The organism is Bacillus sp. Xin1, assembly GCF_013314535.1.
GTDB lineage: Bacteria > Bacillota > Bacilli > Bacillales > Bacillaceae_G > Bacillus_A.
This window is the reverse complement of the sequence record NZ_JABUAE010000008.1, coordinates 105,055-125,130: the sequence shown is the minus strand read 5'-3', so window position 1 is coordinate 125,130 and position 20,076 is coordinate 105,055. Positions and strand designations below refer to the sequence as shown.

The window sequence follows — 20,076 nt, the reverse complement described above, 5'->3', positions numbered from 1 at the left end:
GGTATAGACTTTTCTTCTTTATTTTTGAAATGAAATATGAAATTTTGTCCATTCTGAATCAGAGCGACACATAATCGATCCATTATGCTTTTCAACAATTTGTTTACATACAAACAAACCGATACCCGTTCCTAATTTCTTTGTCGTAACAAATGGTTCAAAGATCGTTTCAATACTTTCTGCCGGAATCATTGGCCCATTATTTTTAATAACAATATGAATCCTCTCTTCCTCTTCACATGCATCGATAATAATTCTACGATCTTCTTTTATCACTTCGAGAGCATCGATTGAGTTCATTAAAATATTTAAGAAAACTTGCCTCACTTCACTACGGTATCCTACAAATGAAATAGGGTACGGTAAGTTTTTTTCAATTGAAACATTCGAATTAACTAGACTTGGATATAAGAAATGAATAATATCATGAAACAAATCATTTAGCCAAAATCGTTCAGATTCATTCCACATTTCTTTTTTTGAAACAAGTAAAAATTGCGAAATACGGAAATTTAATTGGTCTAATTCGTGTGAAATGATATCTAAATATGATAAATTGGGATGATCTAATTTCAATAATTTAACAAACCCCATAATTGAGGTTAATGGATTGCGAAACTCATGAACAAAACTCGCTGACATTTGTCCCAAAATTGTCAATCTTTCCTTATGTGTTTCATTTATATATTGCTGTTTTTCCTCTAAATTTCTCGATATAATTTCCGAGTATTTTAAAACCGTATAATAAATTAGTTTGTCAAAACAAGTATGTATTTTTGTCATAATTGGTTTTAATTCCCGAGCCCTAACATCTAATTCGCACATTGCTTCAAATAGTTCATTTCTTCCTACATTCGCGTTATAGACGAAATCTCCAATATTAGCATCTGCCCCTGCACGCTCAATTGCAATTTTTTCACATAACGGCTGTAGCTGAGCTATATCCTTATCTTCCATAATAAGTTCAATAATTAACTCTAATAAATCCGCTCCATTCCGGACTACTTCTTGCTTAAATGGATCTTTCTCGGAAATTATCATTTTGTTTTTCCAGTTCTCTACGAATTGGTGCCTATTGTTTTTCAAGTGCGAACAAAATACTTCTTTAATATCCTTATCGATTGGAAAAACCCCCATTCCCTCCATTTCCATGCGACGTATACCCTATATATTTTGAATATTAACACAAAAAATAAGTTTCGTTAAGAGATTGTTGTCACATTTTGTTAATTTCTGTTGATAAAGTTAATTTAAATTCAATGTTGAAAATGACTTTTTTTGCATCCTTTTCATTTCTTGCGTACAATAAGATATGAAAGGTGTGAAAAATATGGCAAATAAAAATGTGGAAGATTATCTCCAAGAGGGCATTCATGGCCAAAAGCAAAACAAACCCGAAGAACGCAATATGTACTTAAGCACATTGCGTGAGCGTGTAGAAATCGCTTTAACAATCGGTCAAGTGATGCAAAGCAATGTTTATACAGAAGTAGCTAATAGTATGCGCACTTCTCAATCATTACAACTATATGTAAACGGCAGCATCGCTTACCCACATTTATCAAAATACATTAAATTGGCAAATGAAAAAAATGTACCTTTTACAATCGTTCAAAATAAAGGTACACATACACCAATCGGTTTAGTTCTTGCGCATAGTACAGCGGTAGATAAAGAACAAATCTATGTTGAAGATTCTATTTTTAAACAAGAGATGAAATAATCCCCTATAAATAAAAGGTACACTTGCCCAAATAGCAAATGTACCTTTTATTTATATTTATTTTTTAATACAGCTTAGTTGCATCTCTGTCATTTCTTCAATCGCATATTTAATTCCTTCACGACCTGTCCCGCTCTTTTTTTCTCCACCATACGGCATATGATCCAATCGGGATGTTGGAATGTCATTAATCTTGACACCTCCTACTGCTAGTTCATCAATTGCACGTATTGCTGCTGTTAAATCATTTGTAAATACTCCGGTCTGCAAGCTATACTGTGAATTATTTACCATTTCTAATGCTTCTTCAAACTTCACCTAATTAAAGGGCTAACTTGTTTTTATTGTAGCATGCCTCTTTTCATATAAAAACATTTTACCAACTAAAAAAAAACTCTGCTATATGCAGAGTTTACGAGCTTATTTGTTCTTGTAATGCTACTCGTTTTTCGGTTTCTGAAATTAAAATGGGAACTGCTCGTTTTGTCACTTCTATCTGTTTGATATAGTGGCCATCCAATTCTTTCACACAAAAATTATAATCTTCAATTTCAACAATGTCACCTTCTACAATTTCTAGATGCTTCGTTAAAATCCATCCACCAATTGTATCAATGTCATCATCATCAATCGATAAACTTAATAATGCGTTCACTTCACTAACAAGCACTTTTCCTTCTAAAATTGTTTTCGTTTCACTAATATGCTGAATTTCTGGTTTTTCATCTATATCAAATTCGTCTTGAATGTCACCAACAATTTCTTCTAATATATCTTCGACCGTTACAAGACCCGATGTTCCGCCATATTCATCAATTAATATAGCAATATGTGTGCGCTCTCGTTGCATTTTTAAAAATAAATCATGAATCGCAATCGATTCAATGACAAGTATAATGGGACGAGTATACTGCTCTACTGTTTCTTTACTAAAATTACTATGTTTCACAAAATCTGTGAAAATATCTTTAAAGTTTACAAAACCAATAACATGGTCTTTATCTCCATCTACAACTGGATACCTTGTATATTTCTCATCGGACATTTTTTGCAACGCTTCTGTAACAGACGTACCTTTATCTAAAATATGCATTTCTGTTCGCGGCACCATAATTTCTTTTGCAATACGATCGTCAAATTCAAAGATTTTATTTACATATTTAAATTCAGATTGATTAATCTCACCGTTTTTATAACTTTCTGACATTAAAAAGCGTAATTCTTCTTCCGAATGGACTTCTTCGTGCTCTTTTTCAGTTTCTAAACCAAATATTCTTGCTACATATCGGGCTGATCCATTTAAAAGCCATATAAACGGAAAAGTAATTCGATAAAAGAGAATAAGCGGTTTCGCAACAAGTAAACTCACTTGTTCTGCTTTTTGAATTGCCAATGTTTTGGGTGCCAATTCTCCCACAACAATATGGAAAAAAGTAATGAACATAAACACTAGAGTCACAGCTAAAATATCAGAAACCTGGGGAGGCACTTCCCATCTTGCAAAGAGCGAGTCAAACATATGCTTTAGCGCTGGTTTTCCTAACCACCCGAGTCCAAGAGCTGTAGCTGTAATCCCCAATTGACAAGCAGATAAATACTCGTCTAAGTTTGTAATGACTGTTTTCACAGAAGTTGCACGTTTATTCCCTTCTGCAATCAAAGAATCGATGCGCGAACTTCTTACTTTCACAATTGCAAATTCAGCTGCAACAAAAAATGCAGTTAAGGCAATCAAAACAATCACCATACTTATACTATATATGTCCAAATACGTTTTCCTTACTTACCCTGTAAGCAAGGAAGCCACCTCCTACAAATTTATTCAAACAAAAAAGCTCTTCTTATCATCTTACAAGTTTCTACATTCGCTATCACCTTTTTATACATTATATGCACACATAAAAAAGATAATTATATTTATGATAATCTAATTCTCTTCTTTCCGTCAAACAGGAATCATTACAAAAAATAGACATTTTTCTCTCTTTTTTGAAGTATTTATATGCTAAAAAACTAATTCTCGTGAAAAAACACTTTCTTTGCCGATTCCTCACTTCTTTTGTCATCCATGCAGGGAAGAGACTTTCTACACCGAAATCATTCAACAGGATATATATAGGAGGGATTTACCTTGGAATATAAGACGCCCGTTATTGCGAAGAAGTTAGGTGTTAGCCCAAAGGCAGTGGTTCGGATTGCACAACAATTGAATCTCAATATAGAAAAAAACAAATACGGTCATTTTATTTTCACTCAAGAGGACTTAGATAAAATGTTAGAATATCATCGTACTCAAATCGAACAAACTTCACCACTAGCTACAGAATCATCAATTGATTTCGAAAAATTTGTTACACAATTAAATACAATTACACACCGTTTAAATCATATAGAAGAAAAAATGCAAGATAAAGCAGATGACGTCGTCAATTATCAATTGCTACAACATCGCAGAGAAATGGAAGAAATGATGAATAAAATTCAACAATTAGAGGCTGCTCTTGAAAAAGAAGAACCACTTTACATCACACCTGATATCAAAACTGATATCGCACCAACTTATGAACGAAAAGAAAAACCAAAACGTCGCAAAATGATTTTAAGTATATTTGGATTTTAGTTCTTTTTCAAACGTTAGTTCGCGCATGATACTTGACTCCCCCCTAGTCACTTATCATGCGCTTTTTTATGTAATCCAATTGAGGTGACAAACGAAAACCTTCCAATCATGGGAATTTTACTGTATAACAAAAAGGATGTCTCATTACAAGACATCCTTTTTGTTACGATAACATCATATCCATATCTTCTGCTGCAGTTGTAATAAGTTTTAAACCAAATGTTTCTTGTAATACATTAAGCACACCAGATGAAATAAATTCAGGTGCCTTTGGACCAATACGAATATCTTGAATTCCAAGACTAAGTAGTCCAAGTAAAATTGCTACCGCTTTTTGTTCAAACCAAGATAAAACAATACTAACTGGTAATTCATTCACTTCACATTGAAAAGCATCAGCTAAAGCCGCTGCTATTTTTATTGTAGAGATAGAATTATTACATTGTCCTAGATCAATGTAACGTGGGATTTCCGTACCTGGTACCACACCATATTCTACATCATTAAAACGGAATTTCCCGCATGAAGTTGTTAAGATAACCGTTTCTTGTGGAAGTGACGTTGCTAATTCACGATAGTACTCGCCGCCTTTACCTGGAGCATCACAACCTGCGATGACAAAAAAGCGCTTAATTTTCCCTTCTCTTACTGCCTGGATAATTTCTGGTGCTAATGATAATACTGTATTGTGATGAAAACCTGTTACGAGCTGTTCATCCGACTCCATATGTACTTCTGGAAGCTCTAGTGCTTTTTTGATCAATGGTGCAAAATCTTCATTTTCAATTTTTTGTACACCCTCAAGGCCTGCAATATCATACGAAAAGAAGCGATCTGAATATGAACCTTTAATTGGCATCACACAATTCGTTGTAGCTAAGATTGCGCCGGTAAATTTTTCAAAGAGACGTCTCTGATCATACCATGCTTTACCAATATTCCCTTTTAAATGTTTATATTTTTTCAGCTGTGGATATCCATGTGCTGGCAACATTTCCGAATGCGTATAAATATTAATTCCGTTTCCCTCTGTTTGCTTCAATAATTCCTCTAATGCAAATAAATTATGGCCCGTAACAACAATTGCCTTACCTTCTACACGGTTTTGTGTAATTTGAACAGGTTCTGGAATACCAAAATGATTCGTATGTGCCTCATCTAACAACTCCATCACCCGTAAAGCTGATTTTCCAACTTTCATAGCCATATCAATATGCTCTTGTTCATTAAAGTTAGAATTCGTTAATGTCATATATAACGCTTCATGAGTTGTAGCATCTACAAATGGGTCCGTGTACCCAAGCTGGGCAGCATGGGTACGGTAAGCAGCAATTCCTTTTAATCCAAATACAATTGTATCTTGTAAACTTGCAATTGTTTCATTTTTCCCGCAAACGCCAATTACTTTACATCCGCCCGTTGGCGTTTGTTCACATTGATAGCAAAACATATCCCCCACCCTTTCCTAATCAATCATTACAACTAAATCGTAATATACATGAAGAAAAAAGGATGTGATATCAATCACAATAATTTATAAAAATTTGTGACACATCATCTTGTTAACATAATATTTTTACTGTTTCCTTTTATTAACGCCTGAGCATGAGCATTCCCTTGAATAACATCTCGAAATTCTTTTAAAGAATACAAATGTGTTAACCCTTTCCGAGCATGAATCCGAACAGGTACCCCTTGCAATGTATCATGAAAAGGAAACGGGTCATCAATAGGCTCAATTGGAAAACCAAGTGTAAGTAAATACATATACATTCTTTTTGTAACAACAGCAATATACCACTCAGCTCTCATTTCTAAAGCATGTATAAATAAAATAGCTGTTAACCTTTTGAAATGTCCTCTCCCGCGCGACGTTTTCACAATACTTAATTTCCCTATTTCATAAACATTTTTTAACCCTTTCACCAGCTCGTTTTCAGAAAACGGATAGAAAAACTCAGAATTAGAATGTTCAGGTGTTGTATATCGAATACACTCTACTGTACCGATAGCATGCCCACCTTCTATTAATAAAAATCGTGATGGATTTAAATTACGTTCTACAAACATTAAATCTCTCTCTTCACAAAAATCTCCCCACAGTTGCTCGAACCAAAAATGTTCTTCCTTTGTTTGAACACGCTGGAACATATTTCCCCGCCTCTCCCATCGCCGCTCTATTTTTGATAACGCTTTCACCATCTATCATATAAGAACAAACCTTCGTATGCAACCTAAAAATATTCCCTTCATCATACATTCTATAAAATAAAACGATCTCCTATTTCGGTTGTGAATTTATGTGAAATTTTTACAATAACAATACATACTTTACATTCATTAGAAACACCCGAATGTTATACTATCTTTATTCATACAGTGTATGTCTCACACTTCATATAAAGTACAAAAAAAAAATCCTTTCCACAGAAGAGGATTTCTTTTCATGTTCCAATATTTTTTAACCACTTTTCAAAAATTTGCACAAGACCGTGTTTTCCAGCTAATTTCTCTTCTCCTTGCTTCGTTTTATATGGATATAATTGCAAAAAGACTCCGCAACCAGCTTCTATTTTCTTCCCATGCATATGACTGCCTGGGTATACACAAATCACTTCATGGATTGCTCTTCGGTGAAAAATACGTTTTCCATCTTGTTCTTCCACATACTTAATGGACCAATATTTGTACATTTGCTCTGTTGCTTTTGTATTACCAACAGGCTGAAAAATATTAAACATTGGACTATATTTCACTTCAATAATAATAGACGATTGGTACTCATAACGTTTCCCTTGCTTCACATAACAATCTAGACGAATGTCTGGCTTTTTCGTATCTTCTCCATTATAAAAATGACTGCCTTTACTAAGTGCAATGAGCGGATGCGTTTCAATAAGATCATTAAACGCTACATGGATTTGGATGTTTTCCCGATTTAAAACAATTGTCGTGCCGTCTTGTAAACCATCCAAGTAAAAATAGGTTTGAATTTGTTCGCGCAGTGGAATTTCATCTTTAAATTCTAACTGTTGCAATAGAGAAATGACGATAAAAAATGCATAATATTCATACACTAAAAACGTGGGTTTATAAACAAATAATAAAGCTGGAGATTGTTGATTATAACGTGGTAGAAACTCTAAATGATATAATAGTTGCCTGTGTGTAACAGGTAAAGCATGCATAGTTATATTTGTTTTTTCAGAAACTCCTCTCCAGAATGAAGAATTCAACAAATTCCGAAAGTACAGTACAGCTTGATGTACAATATGATTTAAAATTTTATACTCTTGTATTTTCACGGACGCTTTCCGTAAGTCTGCCTCTTTCAGCAAATGAATATTCCGATATTTTTGCTTCTCCCTATCTGTTACAGATCCGTTTCTTTCAATGGTTTTCATAATTGTTTTCACAGATTGATATTCCTCTTTTTTTGTATGCGTTGCTCGTTCTAATATTTCAATTGTCTTTTGTAAGAAAGTCTGCGATTCAAGCAAATATTGATAAAACTGTTTCGTTGTAAATTTCAGAAAAGCATTCTCCAGACTATCTATTTGTTCTATAAATCTACGGTTATAATGCTTAGCATAAGGCTTTTTCTCACTCATTATCACACTTTTCATCGTCGCTTTTCGTTCCCTTATTTCCCACTGATAGCTATGCACATACCTTGTGTTTTCTTCAATTTTTTTATACAGTTGTTTTATTTTTTTCATTTTCTGTGGCAGCATTCGAAGTAGCATTAAATAAGAAGAATCTTCAATATCAATTAATGTTGAGAATGTCTTTTTATAATAACCACGGTCTAACATAATTTCATTCAAAATTGATTTCACATAATTTTGAATCGTTTCGAATTGATCATCAACAAAATTTTTTGGAACAATTTGAAACGCTCCGTAATATACGTCTTCTTCCACTTGCACCTCAAAATGATACAAACCGCAGCGCCAAGGATAAAAAAAATCTGTTTTTCCATGTTCATATAATACTACTTTTTGTTTTTTTTCATGCAATTCATATTGCCATTCTTTCTTGTCTTTTTTCCCTTCATACACTTTATTCCATATAAAAGTGACACGAAGCGGCTTTTGGCAATGTAACATCAAGCGTAATGCTTTTAATTCTTGCACTTTATAAACACAATGCGTCATTGTTATCGAGTGTTTACAAAGGCGATTCAAAAATACAAAGTCTCCCTTCCCTTCGGTTCCAATAATTAATTTTAATACAAACGGGAGCTTATCTTTTGTGTCTACAATTTCCGTCTCATGTTGCTCCTCATTTGGCATACCCATACAACTCCAATTCCCGTCGTTTTTCTCTTATATAGGTTAGAGAATGTTCGAATGCAGAAACGCAATTCGCAAGTGGTGATTGCAACAATGCTACTAGCGATAGTCCTTTCTTTTCATCTTCACGAAGAAGGGGACCAATTGTCATTTCCGTACCACGTAATTTTGTTAAAACACGCTGTTTTACTTGTAAATCAAAACCTTCTTCTCGGCTAATCATATAAGACTGATTATCTTTTCGAGGGATATTTTGCAAATACGTTGCAATTGCAGCAGCACATCGAAAAGAAACACCTTTCGATGCGTCATGTGATGATATTAAGCCATGTAATTTGTCTAATAGTTCTAATTCTTCTTCGGAAAGCACATCCATCATCTCTTTATTTCGTAACCAATTCATACGAAATTCTCCTGTTGTAACTTGCAGTGGCGGGATTTGTATCCCTTGATTTTGTTGCATATTGATTTCACAGAATGGAATTTTTTGAAGGGTAATGAGATTTGCTCGATCTAATAAGCGATCTGATAATTCTTTCGTTGTTTCATCAAAATTCACAGTTCCGATAAAAATAATATTTTCACCAATTTCAATTTTTGATGGAACTATATTTTCTATCTCATTTCCTTCCTCATATAAAGAAAGGATACGATTTTTCTTTTCTAATTGAAGAATAGATAAGAATGGCGTAAACCAATGTTCAATATGTGACATATTCATTTCATCAAATACAATCATATAAAGTTGATTCGGATTTTCATATGCTTTTAATAATGTTCGAACTAACTTCGTTTCACTCTCAATATATGTTCCATTTGGATGCAGATAGCCTAGTATATCATGTGGCTCTTGATAAGATGGAGAAATCGGAATCCATAGCAATTCTTCCCCATATGTTAACCCTAATGCTTCTGCATATGCCTGCACAAATCGTGATTTTCCGATTCCCGGAATACCAGCAAGAATTGTTAACAGATTTGTTTTTACACTAATATGAAAATTAAAAATATCCGTTGCATCTAAATACAATCCTTTATTATTGATTACATCCTGTACATACTGTATAAATGTAGATTCACGTTCATTCCATTCTTGGTCTTCTTTTTGCATTTTTATGTCTACTACTTCCACTCTTTTTCCTTCTTCAATGATTTTCTTTAGAAGCTGATTATACATATTTTCTCGTACAAAATACAACTGATCATCTGCTTTCACTTCTATATACTGGTTCCAATCATTAATTTCAATGTATTTACATTCTTTTTTTTGTTCACAATATGCAATTGAACTAATAGATGCTTTTAATGATAAATTTCCATATAATCTACCTTCATACCATAACAACTCGGGTACTTCGAAATCGTGTGGAAATTTAGGAATAAGGAACGATAAATATCCATTGCCCAGTTTTCGCTCTAAAGATTCTCTATTTTTATATCCTGCTAACCTTGGTGATGGAACGATCCTATATGCATCCGCAATCTCCCGCTCTTCTGTACATATTAATTCAACGTACAAGTTTCCCCTTTCATAATAAAGGCGAAACAATACTAATTGTTTTTCTAACTTTTTTTTCTTCAAGTCCGCAAAGATTCTCTCATTTTTTTTGTTTGCATATAGCCCTTCAAACAAATATGTTTCGCCTTCAAATTGCGATTTCAAGATTGGAGGGATTTGTGAAAGACATTGCACCGAAAACGTATCTTTTTTCTTCTCCTCACCTTCAACAAACTTCCCAAGAAACCTCATGTGGTACATCCGTTTTATAAAACTTGAATGGAGAGCTTTATGTAACTTCAATACGACTCACCTTCTTTTTTCCATGCTGTTCTTATTGTATGAACTATAAAAGAAAACTAGAAACAAAAAAACCTGACGTACTACGTCAGGTTACCAAAAGTAAAACTTATATTAATGAGAAGGAAAAGCCTTTTTCTCCTGCATAATCGCATTGTTAGCAATTTTCATTTTAGCAAGTACATATCTTAATTTATCCTCGGCATTTTCATCTTTATTATGCTGCAGACTTGCTAAAGTCTCTACAGAACCAGCCAAATTTTCAATTGCTCCACGTAGTTCGGGATGATGATTAAAAAATGATTCTTGCACTAATACTTTTCGCAAATCACTTGCCAATTCCATAATTCTTAACAGTTGTTCTTTTTCTTCCATTCTCATCCCTCCTAAAACATCTTATATATTAGATATTCTGTGAATAAAATAAAATTCCTTGTATACAAAGAAAAAAAGTCCTTCAAGAGGACTTTTTACATTTTGATAGTACCTGTTGCAAGCATATAAAGTGACACTGCTGCTGCAATTACAATTACAGCCATAACATATTTCTCCATACCAGAAAAACAGCGATTGCCTTTTTCTTTTCGAGCAAACATATAAACAATAAGTCCAATCCCATATACGATTGAGACAAGTAATAAGTTTTTCAAGCCTGCTGCATAAATCAACCATACAGAATATAATGCGGCAATTAGCGCGAGTATTCCATTTTTTAGTCTCGCACGTTTTAGTTCCTTCGTTACAACTAATTTCAACTGATAAAGTGCTGATAATAAGTAAGGAAGTAAAATAGATGTAGATGCGATAAAATACATCATTTGATACGTTGATTCCGAGAATAAAACGATTATAAACAACGTTTGTGCGACACCGTTTGAAATCCATAATGCAACATGTGGCGTCTGCTTTTTATTTGTCTTCGTAAAGACTTTTGGAAATACGCCATCTTTCCCGGCCACGTGAGAAATTTCAGAAACCAGTAAGAACCATCCGATTAATGTCCCGACAAGGGAAGCAACCAATCCAATATTAATTGCAAATGCCCCCCAAGGTCCAACAACATGTTCTAATACATGTCCCATTGACGGCGTTTCTAACATAGAGAGTTCTTCTCTTGTCATGGCCCCCATAGAAAGGACTGAGATTAAAATATAAATCGTCATAACTAAAATTAATCCAACAACCGTTGCTTTCCCAACATCACGACTATTTTTTGCTCTACCTGATAATACGACTGCTCCTTCCACACCAATAAATACCCAAAGTGTAACAAGCATCGTATTTTTCACTTGACCAAGGACAGAAGAAATAGAAACGGTTTCCTCTCCCCAAAAATCATGTGTAAATGTATCCCAGCGAAATGCTGTAACCATAACTACAATAAATAATAAAATCGGAACTAATTTTCCAATTGTTGCAATAAAGTTCATAATAGATGCTTCACGAATTCCAATTAAAATAAGGAAGTGAAGTGTCCATAATAAAAGAGATGCACCAACGATGGATGCAACGTTGTTTCCTCCCTTAAAAATAGGGAAAAAATATCCAAGTGTACTAAACAATAACATGATCGTAGCTACGTTTCCTAAAATTCCTGCAAGCCAGTATCCCCATGCACTGTTAAATCCGATATATTCACCGAACCCTGCGCGTGCATAACTATAAATTCCACCTTCAAGATCTGGCTTTTGTCTTGCTAACGTTTGGTATACAAGCGCAAGGGGAATCATTCCCATCGCTGTAATACACCATCCGATTATTGTTGCGCCACTATTTGCACCTACTGCTAAATCATGCGGTAAACTAAACACACCACCGCCAACCATTGTTCCTACTACTAATGCGATTAATGGAAAAAACCCTAATTTCTTTTCTATCGGTACCACCCCATCTGTCATTCTAGGTGTTATGCTTATCCGTTCAACTATTAAAGTCACCTTTTTCTCTAATAGATGTTTCTATTATATTTTTTCAGGAAAACATTACTTATTCTAAAAGAAAATGAGCAAAAAGGGAATACTTTTTTGAAAAAATGTATAAGTATGCACGAAAAAACCGTTCATTTTATTATGAACGGTCAATTCTTAAGCATTAATTTGTATATTTTTTGCAAATTTCAATGAATTAACTCCTCTTTTTCTAAAAATTGTCTCGCTACTTTTTCCGCACTTTCACCATTTACATTTACTTCATAATTCATTTTTCTCATATCTTCATCTGAAATTTTCCCAGCAAGTTTATTTAATGTCTTTTCAAGTTCAGGATATTTATCAAGGGTTTCTTTTCTTAATAAAGGAGCTCCTTGGTAAGGTGGAAATAGCCCTTTATCATCTTCTAGTACCTGTAATCCATATTGTTCAAGTTCGCTGTCAGTAGAATAAGCATCAATGACAGTAACATCTCCAGATTCTATTGCACTATAACGTAACTTTGGTTCCATTGTTTTTACATTTGAAAACTGTAAATTATATAACTTTTGGATCCCTTTATATCCATCTTCCCGATCTGCGAACTCTAATGTAAATCCAGCCTTAACATTTGCTGCAACATTTCGTAAATCTGAGATTGTCTTCACATTATACTGCTCTGCCACATTCTTTGGCATTGCAAGTGCATATGTATTGTTATATTCCATCGGCTGTAGCATTACCATATTATACTTCTTTTCCATCCCTTGGCGCGCTTGTTCATATACTTCCTGACGATTTGTACTTTTCGGATCTTCTTTTACAAAGGTAGATAAAGCGGTCCCTGAAAATTCAGGATATATATCAATTTCTCCCGATTTTAAAGCTTCAAAAACAAACGCTGTTTTTCCAAGTCCTGGTTTTAATTCTACATCTAAATCCGTATCTTGCTCGATCAACTGCTTATACATTTGAATTAAAATTTCTGGTTCAGATCCAAGTTTTCCAGCAATCACAATATCTTTCTTTTGTGTATTCCAAAGAAATGGTGCGGCAATAACTACAGCGATAATACAAATTGCCGCGATAATTCGCTTAGGAGAGCGTCTCGTGCTCTCAAACATTCGAAGTACTCCATCAAAGAATAAAGCTAACAATGCGGCTGGTACAGCCCCTAATACGATAAGAGCATGGTCATTTCGGTCTATACCGAGTAAAATAAGCTTTCCAAGCCCTCCAGCTCCTATTAAAGCAGCTAATGTAGCTGTTCCAACAACTAGTACCATTGCTGTACGAATTCCAGCCATTATAATTGGTAACGCTAGCGGTAGTTCTACTCTCCATAATCTTCTAAAACTATTCATTCCCATCGCTCTTGCTGCTTCAATAAGCGATGCATCTAACTTACGAATACCCGTATATGTATTTCGTAAAATGGGTAATAGCGCATACACGACCAGCGCGATAATTGCCGGAACCTTTCCAATGCCAACAAGCGGGATTAAAAGCCCAAGTAAAGCTAATGAAGGAATTGTTTGCATAATAGCAGAGGTGCCTATAATAAACTCAGCAATGCGCTCTCTTCTCGTTAACCAAATACCGAGCGGGACGGCAATCATCACCGCAAAAAATAAAGAAATAAGTGAAATTTGCAAATGCTCAATCAGCGCATGAAGTAATTCTAACTTTCGTTCTTGGAACGTTTGTAATAATATGGACACGATTTACCCCCTCTCCTTCATTTGTCTAGCCAAATACGCCACAATATGACGGCTCGTTAATGTCCCTACATATTGCCCCTCTCTTTCAATCGGGATTGCCTCTTCTGCTTCCAAACGAATCAATGCTTCTTGTAGTGAATCATGTAGGGAGAGAGATAAGGCATGATTGTCTACTTGTCTATCACTCGCTAGAGGCAATACATCTTCAATAATCTTCCCTTCGTACCAAGGGCGAACACGATTTCCAATAAATTCTTCCACAAAATCATTTACTGGGTTTTGTATGATTCCTTCCGGTGTATCTAATTGAACAATTTTTCCTTTTCTCATCACACAAATACGATCACCAAGTGTTAACGCTTCTTGCATATCATGTGTCACAAATACAATTGTTTTTTGAATTTTTTTCTGTAATTTTACAATATCCCTTTGCAACTGTTCTCGGCTTAATGGATCTAGTGCACTGAATGGTTCATCCATCAGAACGATTTTGGGGTTGGCAGCCAATGCTCGTACAACTCCCACACGCTGCTTTTGTCCACCAGATAATTCATCAGGCATACGATTTCGATACACATCCGGATCTAATCCAACCATATCAAGTAACTCATCCACACGCTCCCGAACTTTTTCTTTACTCCATTTCCTCATTTCAGGTACAATCGCAATATTTTCAGCAATTGTCATATGCGGAAACAATGCGATTTGTTGTAGAACGTACCCAATATCCCAACGTAGTTCATGGATATTGTAATCTTGAATGTCTTTGCCGTCGATAAAAATTGAACCTTCTGTCGTTTCAATTAAACGATTAATCATTTTCATCGTTGTTGTTTTTCCACAACCACTCGGACCGATTAGAACGAAAAATTCTCCTTTTTTAATCTCTAAATGTAATGAATCTACTGCTTTCGTACCATCTTCATATGCTTTTGACACATGATTAAATCGTATCACAAATACAACTCCCTTATTGTTGTTTCTTTCATTCTGATAGAATCTTGCTTTCTTTTCAAATAATACGCTTTTTCCTCATAAAAAAGAGCCCTTATTTGAGCTCTAATGGTCGAATAATGTTGTTTTAATAATCGCTGCATACTCACGCATATATGCTTTCTTCTTTGAACGCCTTGGCGTTGGTGCTGCGAGCGATTCCATTTTCATTCCTAAACGCTTAGCAATAATTTTTGTTCGATATAGATGATATGTATTACTCACAACTACCGCGTGCGTTACATGGTATAGATCCATGCTAAACTTTAAATTTTCATAAGTACTTGTCGAACGATCCTCAATGAAAATACGCTCCTCTTCAATCCCATGTTGTATTAAATAATTTCGCATACTGTGTGCTTCAGGAATATCCTCATCTTCTCCTTGCCCTCCAGAAACAATTACTTTTGCCTCTGGATGAGAATTTAAATACATTAAGGCTACATCTAAACGGTTTTGAAGAGATAAAGATGGTTTATCCCCGAATAATTTTGCACCTAAAATTATTACATATGGAGCGTTATCACTTACTTTTTCATAAGCAACTTTTTTCATTCGATATGTCATATACATCATACATAATGGTGGAAATAACAACATAACAAGTAGTATCCATTTGTTCATATATAAGCTTACACTCCCTTTCTTTATATTATATAGAAAAAGAAAGGGAGACAGAAGTGTTTTTTAGTGACTGCGTTGTCCTGCGTTTTGAGCATTACGCCCCTTTTTAGAAGATGTATGGCACTGAGTTTGGTTTCCTTTATGTTTCGCTGAACCTAATGCTTTTGTTTTTCCCATTTTGTTTCACATCCTCTTTTTATATGGTTCCCTTATAGATTTTGTATTTTCTCTCTCGTCATACAATGGATTTGTTGGAAGTTTCTCCTTATTTCCAACGCATTTTATAGGTATCAAAATAATATGAAACTTTAATCAGCGTGTAGCTCTCCCACTGGCCGTAAAAGCTCTATCTCCCTAACTTCCTTATTGCCCCTTGCATCTTGAAGGGCATATATTTCTGCCTGTTCATTTAGGATAAAAGGTTACATTTAGTGCATTCATTACATCTTTATAATTTAATATAATATATATCAAATGCAATAAGGATATTGTAATATAGTGAAAAGGAGATGATCTTATGTTAAAAATAGAACAAAACACAGTACGTTTAATTTCAGGAATTAGCTTATTACTATTGGTTATAACGAATTCTTTTATAAAAAATGATTCTTGGGCCATTTGTATAGATGTCATTTTAGTTTTAGTTAACTTATTTTTATTTATTATCTCTAGAGGTGTAACAAAAGCAAATTTACTTAGAAAAAAAGATAAGTTAGATGAAATGAAATAATTTTGTGTTTTTTGGTGAAAAGAGAAAATAAACTTTTATTCAAAAGCTTCTATTTCTTTTAAGAATACATGAGATCCTGTATGTATTATAATAAAATATGTAATAAAACTTATATCTAAAAAGGGGCGATGCTCTTATGTATAAACTCAAAACAACTGAAACCAACAATAGTGTAATCGAGTTCATTGAAAGTGTTGATAACCTAAAAAAACGAGAAGACGCATATCAGTTATTAGATATCTTTACTGAAACAACAGGTTATCTAGCAAAGATGTGGGGCCCAAGTATAATTGGATTTGGTACATATCATTATAAATATGCATCTGGTCATGAAGGAGATGCCCCATTAGTAGGATTTTCCCCTCGCAAGGCGAAAATTAGTTTATATTTTGCAACTGGTGATCCTGAGCGAGAAGAGCTATTAAAAGACTTTGGAAAACACACATCTGGAAAAGCGTGTATATACATTAACAAATTAGCAGATATTGATATCAATGTTCTAAAAGCGCTAATTAAACAATCTGTAAGTTTTTTGCAAGAGACGTATCCAAATCATTAATGCGTGTATAGCAATCAAATGAATTAAACAACAGGTGTTTTGAATATAAGTCAAAACACCTGTTGTTTAATAGAAAACATTTCCAATAACAACTCAAAAAAATACCACTTAAATAGAAAGTGGCAAATTTAACTTATTTGGAATTTCAGCTTTAAAATGCGGAGTATGTTGTATAGAAAAAGAATACCCTTCTTGAACTAACGATATTTCATTCTTACTAAATTGACATGGTACTTCATTTTGTCTAAGTTGATTCCGAACTTTTTGTATGAAGTGGAGGCTTGGTGTCCCAAGTGAAATATGTATTTTTGGCGGTAAAGCTTTCATTGCAATCGGAATCCAAGTTCTCCCTTTCCAACTTGCAACAATATGAGCTGTACCACTAACTACAAAATTAAAAATTTCACCGTCTTCAAATGTTTTCATACTTAAATTAGATTTTAGCCACTCTCTAAATATAGGTACACTTTTAACTGGGCAACCTACTTCTCTTACATACAAAATGTTCAACGGTGTGCATGGAATTAAAACCTCCTCAATAATATAATTATGTGCAATAATTTCAAGAAGATTTCCATCTCCATCACGGAAATATAGATTTAACCGCCCGTCCTCTTCATCAATTTCATGACCATCTTCCCACTCTATAATAAGCAGACCTGATTCTTGAACCCACTTTGCAGTTTCGTAAAACTTTGAAAATGGTACTTGAAAAGCAACATGAGCAGGTGAAATCGGTTCATATACTTCTTCAAAAAATAATGTAACATGTGGAGTTAATTGAAAGCTTATTTGTTTATCCGTTTTTGATAAAACTGGGATGCCAAGACGTTTTGCATACACTTGTTCTACCCCTTGGATCGATACTGTTTGTAATTTCAGCTCTGAAAAATGTGTAATCATCCTTATTCACCACCTTGTTTTCAAACAATATAATAGTTTTTCTAACCAATCATTTGTTTACATTACGCTTGTATGAACCAAAATTAATGGAAACGATTTCATATTTATCCAAGAGCCAATGGATTATAAACCACTAGCCCTTAAAGGTTCATCATTGGGATTCACAGCACACTAGATGCTTATCACTCAACACCTAATTGCTTTTTCACTTCTTTATACACACTCATATATGCTTTTAATTCTTTGAAAAGATCGTGGATTAACGGTTTTGCATCTTCACTCAGCTCACCATCTTGCACATATAAGCCGTCTAATACAACTTGTTTAGGAATTGCATTCGCATATACGCCTCGTGCAACAGTGCGCATACTATTAAGCGCATTTATACCGCCTTTCCCACCGCCAGCAACCGCTAATAAAGCAACTGGTTTATGGACAAATTCACTGCTGCTTAAGAAATCTAATGCGTTTTTAAGCGCACCACTCATCGCATTATGATACTCAGGTGTGCAAAGCACAACACCGTCAGCTTCCTTCACTAATGTTTTTAATTTCGTTACCGCTTCTAATTCACGTTGTGATTCTTCACCGTTATATAAGGGCAATTGCTCTGTTGCTAAATCATATAACTCTCCTTCAAATTGCTCTGCAATATATTTTGCAATGACACGTGTTCTACCAAATTTACGCGGTGTTCCGTTAATTACGACTAATTTCATGTTTATTTCTCTCCTTTATTTTAGCTTCTATCTCTATACTATCAGAAAATTCCATACAAAAAACAGTAAAAAGAGGGAAAAGCCTTGAGAAAATAGTATGAGAAATACAAAAAGAACTCATACTTTCGTATGAGCTCCTAATCTATTAATTAGTCATTTTTCACAACAGCATGTCCGCCAAACTGATTTCGAAGTGCTGAAACAACTTTCCCGCGGAATGTATCATCTTCTTGAGAACGGTAACGCATGAACAATGACATTGCAATAACTGGAGCAGATGTTTGTAATTCTAATGCTGTCTCTACAAAAAGGAGGTATACTCTCACAAAGCAATGAAGCTATAGGAACAGCATTAGGAGTATCTTATGGTTTACTTATGGATAATCTGGCTTTAGGGATAGGAATTGGTATTGCAATTGGAGGAGTGTTTGGGGTAAACAAAAAGAAATAGCCTAATTTGAAGAAAACTCATTTTACAGCAACGCCTTCTGTAGCATACAAAAAGGGCCTATTTAAAAGGACACTCCTTCCCCTTCAAATAGACCCTTTCATTTGATGCCCATGAAATACATTTAAAATCAATTCTCTATCAGAAACTTACAGTTGTTCATAGGGTGCATAAAACAGTGCAACTAGATACACTGGTTTTATATCCGCTTCATTGAAATTGTTTCACGTATACTCTGTAAGTTTTTTAACGTTTCCTCTTGTCGCTGTAATGACAGTCCCACATATAACGTGTCTAATAAACTATGCTAAGCTAACCGTTCCATAGTAGCTTTATTGTACCTAATTATTGAAAGAAGAAAAACCTTTATTCGGTATTGTTATATACTTTTTCTATACAACACCATTCTTCACAGCATACAAAGCCGCTTGCGTTCGATCATCTACTTCTAATTTAGCAAGGACATTTGAAACATGGGTTTTAACTGTCTGTTCTGTAATATGAAGCTCTGCTGCTATTTCTTTATTACTTCTTCCTTTTGCAATCTCACGAAGTACTTCTTTTTCTCTTTTTGTCAACATAAATAAACTATCTTGTTTTTTCTCTTGCGCTACTGGTCGTCTGAGCAAAGCAGGCGTTACTTTTGGATGAAAATTTGCATTACCTTGATATACAGCAATAATGGAAGCAACAAGTTGATCTGGTTGTACTTCTTTTAGTTGATAACCATCCGCACCAGCTTCCAGCGCTGGAAGAACGTAATCTTGCTCTGAAAAACTGCTCAACATAAGGATTTTAATTGTAGCGTCATATTGCTTCAATCTTTTTGTCGCTTCAATTCCATCCATTTTTGGCATTAACACATCCATTAATACTACATCTGGTTTTTCTTTTTGAACAAGCGCTAACGCATCTTCCCCATTCTCTGCTTCTCCTATAATTTCAAATTCCTCTTTCGTTTTTAGAAAGAATACGAGTCCCCTCCGAACAATATGATGATCTTCTACAAGTAATAGTTTAATTTTCAATGCAATTC

The 20,076-nt window shown here is 34.4% G+C and carries 19 protein-coding genes and 3 pseudogenes; 5 read left to right on the top strand and 17 right to left on the bottom strand.

Annotated elements, in window-relative coordinates:
* Positions 1-18: 18 nt before the first annotated feature.
* Entirely contained in the window at positions 19-1,152 is a 1,134-nt protein-coding gene (locus tag HRG09_RS10680) for a BA2291 family sporulation histidine kinase (protein ID WP_375335754.1), read from the bottom strand.
* Positions 1,153-1,330: 178 nt separating this feature from the next.
* Between HRG09_RS10680 and HRG09_RS10675 the strand changes: the two genes are divergently transcribed.
* Positions 1,331-1,723, top strand: a complete 393-nt coding sequence (locus HRG09_RS10675) for a YueI family protein (protein WP_174100755.1) — start codon at positions 1,331-1,333, stop codon at positions 1,721-1,723.
* A 57-nt stretch (positions 1,724-1,780) separates the two neighbouring features.
* Here the strand turns inward: HRG09_RS10675 and HRG09_RS10670 are convergent.
* A pseudogene (locus HRG09_RS10670) lies at positions 1,781-2,035 on the bottom strand (aldehyde dehydrogenase family protein); the annotation flags it as partial.
* Between the two features lie 100 nt (positions 2,036-2,135).
* Positions 2,136-3,470, bottom strand: coding sequence for a hemolysin family protein (locus tag HRG09_RS10665; protein ID WP_174100819.1), 1,335 nt, complete (start codon positions 3,468-3,470; stop codon positions 2,136-2,138).
* A gap of 384 nt (positions 3,471-3,854) precedes the next feature.
* On the opposite strand from HRG09_RS10665, the gene HRG09_RS10660 reads away from it, so the two are divergent.
* The gene (locus HRG09_RS10660; RefSeq protein ID WP_174100753.1) at positions 3,855-4,343 is read left to right on the top strand and encodes a chromosome segregation protein; all 489 of its coding nucleotides are present in this window, start codon (positions 3,855-3,857) and stop codon (positions 4,341-4,343) included.
* 163 nt (positions 4,344-4,506) lie between these two features.
* Here the strand turns inward: HRG09_RS10660 and hcp are convergent, their stop codons facing one another.
* From hcp to HRG09_RS10615, 9 genes are all read right to left on the bottom strand, one after another.
* Positions 4,507-5,793, bottom strand: coding sequence for a hydroxylamine reductase (hcp, locus tag HRG09_RS10655; RefSeq protein WP_174100751.1), 1,287 nt, complete (start codon positions 5,791-5,793; stop codon positions 4,507-4,509).
* Between the two features lie 104 nt (positions 5,794-5,897).
* On the bottom strand, positions 5,898-6,494 hold the full coding sequence (locus tag HRG09_RS10650; protein WP_174100749.1) for a hypothetical protein: 597 nt from the start codon (positions 6,492-6,494) through the stop codon (positions 5,898-5,900).
* A 293-nt stretch (positions 6,495-6,787) separates the two neighbouring features.
* Entirely contained in the window at positions 6,788-8,638 is a 1,851-nt protein-coding gene (locus HRG09_RS10645; RefSeq protein ID WP_174100747.1) for a hypothetical protein, read from the bottom strand.
* Entirely contained in the window at positions 8,628-10,439 is a 1,812-nt protein-coding gene (locus tag HRG09_RS10640) for an AAA family ATPase (protein ID WP_174100745.1), read from the bottom strand. Before HRG09_RS10640 ends, HRG09_RS10645 begins: the two co-directional genes overlap by 11 nt.
* Before the next feature lie 111 nt (positions 10,440-10,550).
* Positions 10,551-10,811, bottom strand: a complete 261-nt coding sequence (locus HRG09_RS10635) for a LemA domain protein (RefSeq protein WP_174100743.1) — start codon at positions 10,809-10,811, stop codon at positions 10,551-10,553.
* Positions 10,812-10,906: 95 nt separating this feature from the next.
* On the bottom strand, positions 10,907-12,334 hold the full coding sequence (arcD, locus tag HRG09_RS10630) for an arginine-ornithine antiporter (protein ID WP_174100817.1): 1,428 nt from the start codon (positions 12,332-12,334) through the stop codon (positions 10,907-10,909).
* Between the two features lie 218 nt (positions 12,335-12,552).
* Positions 12,553-14,064: an ABC transporter permease/substrate-binding protein gene (locus tag HRG09_RS10625; protein ID WP_174100741.1), complete on the bottom strand. Its 1,512-nt coding sequence runs from the start codon at positions 14,062-14,064 to the stop codon at positions 12,553-12,555.
* Between the two features lie 3 nt (positions 14,065-14,067).
* A complete protein-coding gene (locus tag HRG09_RS10620; RefSeq protein ID WP_174100740.1) occupies positions 14,068-15,021 on the bottom strand; it encodes an ABC transporter ATP-binding protein in 954 nt (317 codons plus the stop codon).
* A gap of 102 nt (positions 15,022-15,123) precedes the next feature.
* The gene (locus HRG09_RS10615) at positions 15,124-15,681 is read right to left on the bottom strand and encodes a YdcF family protein (protein WP_174100739.1); all 558 of its coding nucleotides are present in this window, start codon (positions 15,679-15,681) and stop codon (positions 15,124-15,126) included.
* Positions 15,682-16,198: 517 nt separating this feature from the next.
* Between HRG09_RS10615 and HRG09_RS10610 the strand changes: the two genes are divergently transcribed.
* Together HRG09_RS10610 and HRG09_RS10605 are read left to right on the top strand one after the other, a co-directional pair.
* Complete coding sequence (locus tag HRG09_RS10610; protein WP_174100738.1) at positions 16,199-16,411, top strand: hypothetical protein; 213 nt, start codon at positions 16,199-16,201, stop codon at positions 16,409-16,411.
* A 136-nt stretch (positions 16,412-16,547) separates the two neighbouring features.
* Positions 16,548-16,970: a DUF1801 domain-containing protein gene (locus tag HRG09_RS10605; protein WP_174100737.1), complete on the top strand. Its 423-nt coding sequence runs from the start codon at positions 16,548-16,550 to the stop codon at positions 16,968-16,970.
* A 108-nt stretch (positions 16,971-17,078) separates the two neighbouring features.
* Here HRG09_RS10605 and HRG09_RS10600 read toward each other — a convergent pair whose 3' ends face one another.
* From HRG09_RS10600 to HRG09_RS10590, 3 genes and pseudogenes are all read right to left on the bottom strand, one after another.
* Positions 17,079-17,873: a VOC family protein gene (locus HRG09_RS10600; protein WP_174100736.1), complete on the bottom strand. Its 795-nt coding sequence runs from the start codon at positions 17,871-17,873 to the stop codon at positions 17,079-17,081.
* Between the two features lie 182 nt (positions 17,874-18,055).
* Positions 18,056-18,592: an NADPH-dependent FMN reductase gene (locus HRG09_RS10595; RefSeq protein ID WP_174100735.1), complete on the bottom strand. Its 537-nt coding sequence runs from the start codon at positions 18,590-18,592 to the stop codon at positions 18,056-18,058.
* Positions 18,593-18,741: 149 nt separating this feature from the next.
* A pseudogene (locus HRG09_RS10590) lies at positions 18,742-18,897 on the bottom strand (phosphogluconate dehydrogenase (NAD(+)-dependent, decarboxylating)); the annotation flags it as partial.
* On the opposite strand from HRG09_RS10590, the gene HRG09_RS29810 reads away from it, so the two are divergent.
* Entirely contained in the window at positions 18,870-19,043 is a 174-nt protein-coding gene (locus tag HRG09_RS29810) for a glycine zipper domain-containing protein (RefSeq protein WP_483862108.1), read from the top strand. The pseudogene HRG09_RS10590 and the gene HRG09_RS29810 overlap by 28 nt on opposite strands.
* A 196-nt stretch (positions 19,044-19,239) precedes the next feature.
* On the opposite strand, the pseudogene HRG09_RS10585 reads toward HRG09_RS29810, so the two are convergent.
* Both HRG09_RS10585 and HRG09_RS10580 read right to left on the bottom strand, forming a co-directional pair.
* A pseudogene (locus HRG09_RS10585) lies at positions 19,240-19,344 on the bottom strand (RpiR family transcriptional regulator); the annotation flags it as partial.
* Positions 19,345-19,432: 88 nt separating this feature from the next.
* On the bottom strand, positions 19,433-20,068 hold the full coding sequence (locus HRG09_RS10580; protein ID WP_174100734.1) for a response regulator: 636 nt from the start codon (positions 20,066-20,068) through the stop codon (positions 19,433-19,435).
* Positions 20,069-20,076: the final 8 nt, after the last annotated feature.

Coding starts and splice junctions, on each gene's coding strand:
- HRG09_RS10680 (WP_375335754.1), bottom strand. CDS start 1,152: ATGGAAATGGAGGGAATGGGGGTTTTTCCAATCGATAAGGATATTAAA.
- HRG09_RS10675 (WP_174100755.1), top strand. CDS start 1,331: ATGGCAAATAAAAATGTGGAAGATTATCTCCAAGAGGGCATTCATGGC.
- HRG09_RS10665 (WP_174100819.1), bottom strand. CDS start 3,470: ATGGTGATTGTTTTGATTGCCTTAACTGCATTTTTTGTTGCAGCTGAA.
- hcp (WP_174100751.1), bottom strand. CDS start 5,793: ATGTTTTGCTATCAATGTGAACAAACGCCAACGGGCGGATGTAAAGTA.
- HRG09_RS10650 (WP_174100749.1), bottom strand. CDS start 6,494: ATGTTCCAGCGTGTTCAAACAAAGGAAGAACATTTTTGGTTCGAGCAA.
- HRG09_RS10645 (WP_174100747.1), bottom strand. CDS start 8,638: ATGCCAAATGAGGAGCAACATGAGACGGAAATTGTAGACACAAAAGAT.
- HRG09_RS10635 (WP_174100743.1), bottom strand. CDS start 10,811: ATGGAAGAAAAAGAACAACTGTTAAGAATTATGGAATTGGCAAGTGAT.
- arcD (WP_174100817.1), bottom strand. CDS start 12,334: ATGACAGATGGGGTGGTACCGATAGAAAAGAAATTAGGGTTTTTTCCA.
- HRG09_RS10615 (WP_174100739.1), bottom strand. CDS start 15,681: ATGAACAAATGGATACTACTTGTTATGTTGTTATTTCCACCATTATGT.
- HRG09_RS10610 (WP_174100738.1), top strand. CDS start 16,199: ATGTTAAAAATAGAACAAAACACAGTACGTTTAATTTCAGGAATTAGC.
- HRG09_RS10605 (WP_174100737.1), top strand. CDS start 16,548: ATGTATAAACTCAAAACAACTGAAACCAACAATAGTGTAATCGAGTTC.
- HRG09_RS10600 (WP_174100736.1), bottom strand. CDS start 17,873: ATGATTACACATTTTTCAGAGCTGAAATTACAAACAGTATCGATCCAA.
- HRG09_RS10595 (WP_174100735.1), bottom strand. CDS start 18,592: ATGAAATTAGTCGTAATTAACGGAACACCGCGTAAATTTGGTAGAACA.
- HRG09_RS29810 (WP_483862108.1), top strand. CDS start 18,870: ATGTTTGTAATTCTAATGCTGTCTCTACAAAAAGGAGGTATACTCTCA.